Source organism: Luteococcus sp. H101, from assembly GCF_038433155.1.
Taxonomy (GTDB): domain Bacteria; phylum Actinomycetota; class Actinomycetes; order Propionibacteriales; family Propionibacteriaceae; genus Luteococcus.
In genome coordinates, this window is sequence record NZ_JBCDMW010000010.1 from 76574 (window position 1) to 82683 (window position 6110).

5 protein-coding genes are annotated in these 6110 nt (G+C 69.1%); all 5 read left to right on the forward strand.

The window, feature by feature from the left end; all coding sequences use genetic code 11:
* Positions 1 to 50 precede the first annotated feature (50 nt).
* Positions 51 to 1097: a hypothetical protein gene (locus AAEX60_RS03440; protein ID WP_342101250.1), complete on the forward strand. Its 1047-nt coding sequence runs from the start codon at positions 51 to 53 to the stop codon at positions 1095 to 1097.
* A 232-nt stretch (positions 1098 to 1329) separates the two neighbouring features.
* Positions 1330 to 2868, forward strand: a complete 1539-nt coding sequence (locus AAEX60_RS03445) for a protein kinase domain-containing protein (protein ID WP_342101252.1) — start codon at positions 1330 to 1332, stop codon at positions 2866 to 2868.
* Positions 2865 to 3584 (forward strand): hypothetical protein, encoded by a 720-nt coding sequence (locus AAEX60_RS03450; protein ID WP_342101254.1) that lies wholly within the window; start codon positions 2865 to 2867, stop codon positions 3582 to 3584. The genes AAEX60_RS03445 and AAEX60_RS03450 overlap by 4 nt, the downstream gene beginning before the upstream one ends.
* Before the next feature lie 125 nt (positions 3585 to 3709).
* Positions 3710 to 4828, forward strand: a complete 1119-nt coding sequence (locus AAEX60_RS03455; RefSeq protein WP_342101256.1) for a hypothetical protein — start codon at positions 3710 to 3712, stop codon at positions 4826 to 4828.
* A 205-nt stretch (positions 4829 to 5033) separates the two neighbouring features.
* A complete protein-coding gene (locus tag AAEX60_RS03460; RefSeq protein WP_342101257.1) occupies positions 5034 to 6038 on the forward strand; it encodes a hypothetical protein in 1005 nt (334 codons plus the stop codon).
* Positions 6039 to 6110: the final 72 nt, after the last annotated feature.

The window sequence follows — 6110 nt, forward strand, 5'->3', positions numbered from 1 at the left end:
CCGTCGCTCCGGCATGCTCGGCGCCAAGGACACCGGGCAGAGAGGGACCAATGCTGACAGCGATCTTCATCGGCATCGTGGGGCTACTGGCAGTGCTGGGGCTGATCAGCGGCCGGGGCAATTCCACCGGCAAGAGCGTGATCAGCAAGCACGACGAGCTCTTCGAGCTGCCCCCGGGCGCGCTGCCACCGGGCCCCGGATTCCCCACCCGTCGGGCGACGCCCAACGACGTCAAGGCGCCGGTCGCGGTGCGCTTCGATCCCCCGGCCGGGGTGCTCCCGGAGCAGGTGGGCATGCTCACCAAGGCCGCCGTCAGCGGGCCGGACATCGCCGCGGCCATCGTCGGTCTGGCCGTCGACGGTTACCTGAACCTGCGCAAGGTGGAGCGGCCGGCTGGCTGGCGGGGCAACAAGACCCAGACCCAGTGGTTGATCACGTTACTGAAGCCAGCCGGTCCGGAACTGCCGTTGCTGCGTCGCCAGTTGCACCACCAGTTGGGGATCCTGGGCCGCCCCGCCACCATCGAGGAGCTGAAGCCCCACCTGGCCAGGGGGATCCGGCAGTTGAAGGAGACCTTTGCCGGGAGTCCCCAGCACCAGCAGTGGTATCCGCACCTGCGCAATGGCAGCATCCCGCTGGGCAGGTGCCTCACCACCCCGGGCGCCCGCCAGCGGACCGCCCTGGGGTCTGCCCTGCGCTACCAGTCGGCGGGTTTCAAGCACTTCCTGGCGACGGCCGACGGCAGCCGCCTACGGTTCGAGGAGGGGGCGGGCATCTTCAGCCGCTACCTGCCATGGGCGATCGCCTATGAGGTGACCGACCAGTGGGTGCGCGCCTTCGGCGAGGCCCTGCACGGGATCGATCCGGTGACTGCCGACATCTGGGTCACCGATCTGGCCTGGTACGGCGATCTCGGTTCCTTCGACGCCGGTTCCCTCGGCGGTCTGGGCGACGTCGCCGGGGACCTCGCGGACTCGCTGGGCGACGCGCTGTCCGATCTGGCCGACGGCATCTCAGACCTTGCCTCGGATCTCAGCGACGCCGGTGACTCCGGCGGCGGGGATGGTGGCGGCGACGGCGGAGGCGGCGGCGACTGAGCGCGCCCATCCTCCGGTCAGAGACCGATCGGCACCGCCACGGGCGAAGCCCCGCCGACCCTCACCCTGCAGTTGTTGCGGAACAACCCGGTACCGAAACCCCCGCCACGGGCAGGCCCCGCCGCCATCACCCTCCAGCGGCAAGTGATCCGCAACATCCGCAGGGGCGCCTGTTCAGCTTGGGCAGTAGGGCCCCCTTCCGGCTAGTGTTTCGAAAGGAACAGGAGGCCGGGTGAGCGCAGATCAGACCGTGGGGCCGCCGCAGATCAGTGGCCTGCGGTACAAGGCCCTGCTTGGCAGTGGCGGCTTCGCCCACGTCTACCGCTACGAGCAGACGGCGCTGGGTCGCGACGTCGCGGTCAAGGTCATCCACGGCTTCGACGAGGCCGCCCGCCGCTACTTCTCCTCCGAGGCCAGCCTGATGGCCCGGCTGTCCAGCCATCCGCACGTGATCCCCGTCTACCAGGTGGGTGAATGCGACGACTCGCGCCCCTACCTGGTGATGCAGTTGTGCCCGCCGCCCAACCTGATGGACCGGCTGCGTGCCCGCCCCCTGCCCGTGAGCGAGGTCTTGCAGATCGGCGTCCAGCTGGCCGGCGCGGTGGAGACCGCCCACCGGCTGGGCATCCTGCACCGCGACATCAAGCCCGCCAACATCCTGTTCTCCGAATATGGCCGCCCGCTGCTGACCGACTTCGGCATTGCCCAGTCGCTGGAGCAGACGGCGGAACCGGTTCCCGCCTTCAGCCCGGCCTGGGCTCCCCCGGAGCAGGCGATTGGGCAGGGCTTCGCCCCCTCCGCCGACGTCTACTCGCTGTGCGCCACCCTGTGGGCCGCCCTGGCCGGGAAGGTGCCGCTGGGCCCGAACCGGCCGGGCCTGAGCGCCCAGCCCACCGGCCGGGCGGATGTCGCGTCGACGCTCGAGGACCTGCTACTCACCGGGATGTCGGAGGAGGTCGGGCAGCGTCCCGCCACCGCCCTGGGACTGGGCCGCGCGCTGCAGCAGGAACAGAGCAGGCTGGGGCTCGCGATCACGCCGATCGAGCTCTGGAACGGCACCGACCAACAGGACCAGACGGTGGCCGCCGACCCCGATGACCGCACGCGTCTGGTCACGCTGGCCGAACCCCGCCCGGGGCAGACCCTGCCCGATCCGGCGCCGGACGCACCGGCCGGAGCCTCGCCCGGTGCTGCGACGCCCGCCGCTACGCTCAGCACGACCACCGCCCCCACCGCCGACCGAACCGCTGCCGCCCATTCCACGGGTACGGCCGTGGGCGGGCCGACCCAGCCCCACCGCCCGGACCCCGCGGCGTACTCGGGCCAGCGGGCGCCATGGCAGGAAGCGGCCGGGTCGCACCCGACGGCGGCCCCGCCCTACCCGATCCCTTCCCAGCCAGCCAATCCCCATCCGACCCACTCCTTCCAGGGCCCGGGCTCTGCGGCGGGTGCCAGCCCGCAGGCCAACCCCCGGGGTGATGCGCGCCGACGCCGCTGGCTGGCCTTGCTCTTGCTCGGCCTGCTCGCGCTGCTGGTCAGCCTGGCGCTGTGGCGGTTCCTTCCCGGGCCCGACGACGGCCCCACGCCGAGCCCCGGCCCGGTCTCCAGCATCGACACACCCCGTCCCTCCGGCGACGGATCGGCCAGCCCGGGCACGTCGGCCAGCACCACCCCGGCAACTGCTCCGACAGGCAGTACCACGTCGGCCGGACCGTCGTCGGCCAACAGCAGTCTGGAACCCGAACTGGGTGGAGGAGGTTTTGGCGGATGACCAGCGCTGACGCCCTGGTGGTGGACTACATCGGCGAATTGACCACGGTGGAACCGGGCACGGTGTGCACCATCGGCCGCGCCGGAATGGTGGAGGTGGACGACAACCCGCATCTGCACCGGATCCTGCTGGAGGTCAGCCAGCACGACGGGCTGTGGTGGGTGGCCAATGTGGGCAGCCGACTGCCGGTGCAGCTCACCGACGTGGCCGGACTGACCCGGTCCACCCTGTCCCCCGGTGCGCGCAGTGCCCTGGTGGCCGAGCGCACGCTGGTGACCTTCCAGGCCGGCCCCACCAGCTATGAGCTGGAACTGGTGCTGCCCAAGGCACCCGCGCTGCGACACACCTTCCAACCGCCGGCGGCCCCGGGGATCGAGACCGTCGGCCCGCCGGTCTTCACCGACTCCCAGCGCTTGGCAATCCTGGCGCTGGCCGAGCCCACCCTGCGCCGCGGCGGCACCGGCGTCGGCCACGTCCCGTCGTTGGCCCAGGCGGCCGCGCGGCTGGGCTGGCCCCTGACCACCTTCAACCGCAAGCTGGACAATGTCTGCGCCAAGCTGGAGGCGGCCGGGGTGGAGGGGCTGCGCGGCGGGCCGGGCAAGCTGGCCAGCAATCGACGCAGCACCTTGGTGCACCATGCGGTCAGCACGCTGCTGGTCACCGAGAAGGACCTGCCGCTGCTGGATGAGGAGTTCCGGCGCAACCAGGAAAGGTGAAGCCTGCTTGCGATTGCGGCGGCGGGGAGTTCTCCCCATCGACGGCCGGCAGGGCCCTCCAACATGATGAATGTGCAAGCCAGCAACCACCACCTGCTGACCACCAGCTTCCGAAAGGATTCATCATGAACCGCTACCTCGCCCTGCGCACCAGCATCGCCGCCCTCGCCATCCTGCCCGCCTTCACCGCCTGCTCCATGGTCCCCGGTATCGGCAAGACCGAGGCCACCCCGCAGCAGGCCAACGTCGCCCCGCAGGACGCCGGCAACTCGTCGAAGAACAACAACGGCGCGGACCAGTCCCGGGACACCACCGACTCGAACGACGACAGCGCGAACGACGACGACTCGAACGCCAACGACGACTCGGACACCAACGCCTCGAACAATGGCTCCGACGACTCCGGCGACGACGGGTCCAGCACCGACGGCGGCTCCACGGGCCAGGACTCGAATGACGACTCCACCGGCACGAACGACGGTGGCTCGGACGCCGACAGCTCCAGCGATGACTCCACCGGCGACGACGGCGCTTCCGGCAACTCGCAGGATGGCTCCACCAGCACCGGCAAGGGCTCCGGCAGCTCCAACACCGGCAGCTCCACCAGCGGAAACTCCCACACCAACAGCAGCAGCTCGGGCAATCGACAGCGGATCCAGGTGCCCGCCGGCTCCGGCATCTCCCGGTTGGAACTGCTCGACATCTACGGCGGACGCAGCTCCAGCACCGACTACGGCCAGGTGGTGGCGGTCTTCAAGGCCACCACCGACCGCCCCATGATGTTGAACATCCGGATCACGCTGTACGACGCCAGTGGCAAGCAGATCGCCACCAACACGGGCCTGAACTCGGTCTACACCACCGGCTCGCATGACCTGGTGACCAAGAACCTGATCAAGGTCCCCGCGGGGGCCAAGCCCAAGTCCTTCAAGGCATCCTTCGTCGACAAGACCGACCTGACCAGCGGCCCCCGGGTCAGCAATGTCAGCACGCCGGAAGTGGGTCAGTCGCCCAAGTTCGACAACCTCCAGGTGCTGACGGGCACCGCCAGGGTGAGCGGCTCCGTGGGGTCCAACTCGGTGGAGGCGGACGGCGCCTGCATCACCAGCGACGGCAAGATCTACCACGGCGCCATGAGCATCACCGACAAGGACGTCTCCGGTGGCCGGGTGGAGTACTCCATCCCGATGTACGACGCGAAGGGTGTGGACCTGGCCCGGGCCACCTGCTACGTCTCCATCTGACCCAGCCTGGTTGGCCCCAGACCGTCTCACCCGACGGCCAACAGCCTGTTCGTCCCCGGACCCCGGATGGGGGTCCGGGGACGCTGCCATTGCGCGGGGGCGCCCGGAGAGTTCTCCCCATGGGCCCTGACCCGACCTTCGCTCATGATGAATTCACACGCCAGCACGCCTCACCGCTGACCACCACCGCCCGAAAGGACGCATCATGCCCCGCTCCAGCGCCCTGCGCACCAGCATCGCCGCCCTCGCCATCCTGCCCGCCTTCACCGCGTGCTCGATGATCCCGGGCGTTGGCAAGACCGAGGCCACCCCGCAGCCCGTCAGCGTCGCTCCCCAGGCGAGCACCGACAGCTCCAAGGACAACGAATCCACCAACCAGAGCGGCACCGAGCAATCCCCGGACTCCAACCAGACCGGCTCGGCTGACGAGTCCAGCGACTCGAACGACACCTCCTCCGACGACCAGTCCAGCGATACCGGCTCCGCCGACGATGACTCGACCAATGACAGCTCCGGCGGCGAGCCCAGCGACGTCACTGGCAATTCCGGGGGCTCCACCGACGATGATGCGAGCTCGGGCAGCAGCAATTCCGGTGGCAGCAGCTCCGGCGCTCGGCAGAAGATTGCGGTCCCCGCCGGCTCCGGTATCTCCAACCTGGAACTGATCGACATCAAGGGCGCCCCGTCCTCATCGGGTCAACACGCGCAGATCGTCGCCCTGTTCAACGCCACCACCGACCGGCCGATGATGCTCAACATCAAGATCCAGCTCTTCGACGCCTCCGGCAAGCAGATCGCCACCAACACCGGGCTGAACTCGGTCTACACCACCGGCACGCATGACCTGGTCACCAGCAACCTGATCGAGCTGCCCAAGGGCGCCACGGTGAAGACCTTCAAGGCCTCACTGGTGGACAAGACGGACATGTCCAAGGACTTCAGCATTTCCAGGATCAGCAAGCCGCAGGTGGCTCCGTCACCCAAGTTCGACAAGCAGCAGGTGCTGAGGGGCACCGTCACCATCCGGGGCACGATGGACGGGCACGTCGAGGTCAATGCGGGCTGCCGCACCTCCAATGGCCGGATCTACCACGGCCAGGAGACCATCAGTGACAACCCGGTCAAGAACGGCCAGGTGGAATACGAGATCCCGATGTACTCCACCGAGGGTATGGACCTGAACAACATGACCTGCTACGTCTCGGACTGACCGGCGCGCCCGGTTCCGAGCGGCTGACCTCGGCGGGGGGACAAGCCACAGGGAAGGAGAAGGAAGCGGGAC

Excerpts from the sequence above, each read along its gene's own strand:
- AAEX60_RS03450 (WP_342101254.1), top strand. The coding sequence starts at position 2,865 with ATGACCAGCGCTGACGCCCTGGTGGTGGACTACATCGGCGAATTGACC.
- AAEX60_RS03460 (WP_342101257.1), top strand. The coding sequence starts at position 5,034 with ATGCCCCGCTCCAGCGCCCTGCGCACCAGCATCGCCGCCCTCGCCATC.
- AAEX60_RS03455 (WP_342101256.1), top strand. The coding sequence starts at position 3,710 with ATGAACCGCTACCTCGCCCTGCGCACCAGCATCGCCGCCCTCGCCATC.
- AAEX60_RS03440 (WP_342101250.1), top strand. The coding sequence starts at position 51 with ATGCTGACAGCGATCTTCATCGGCATCGTGGGGCTACTGGCAGTGCTG.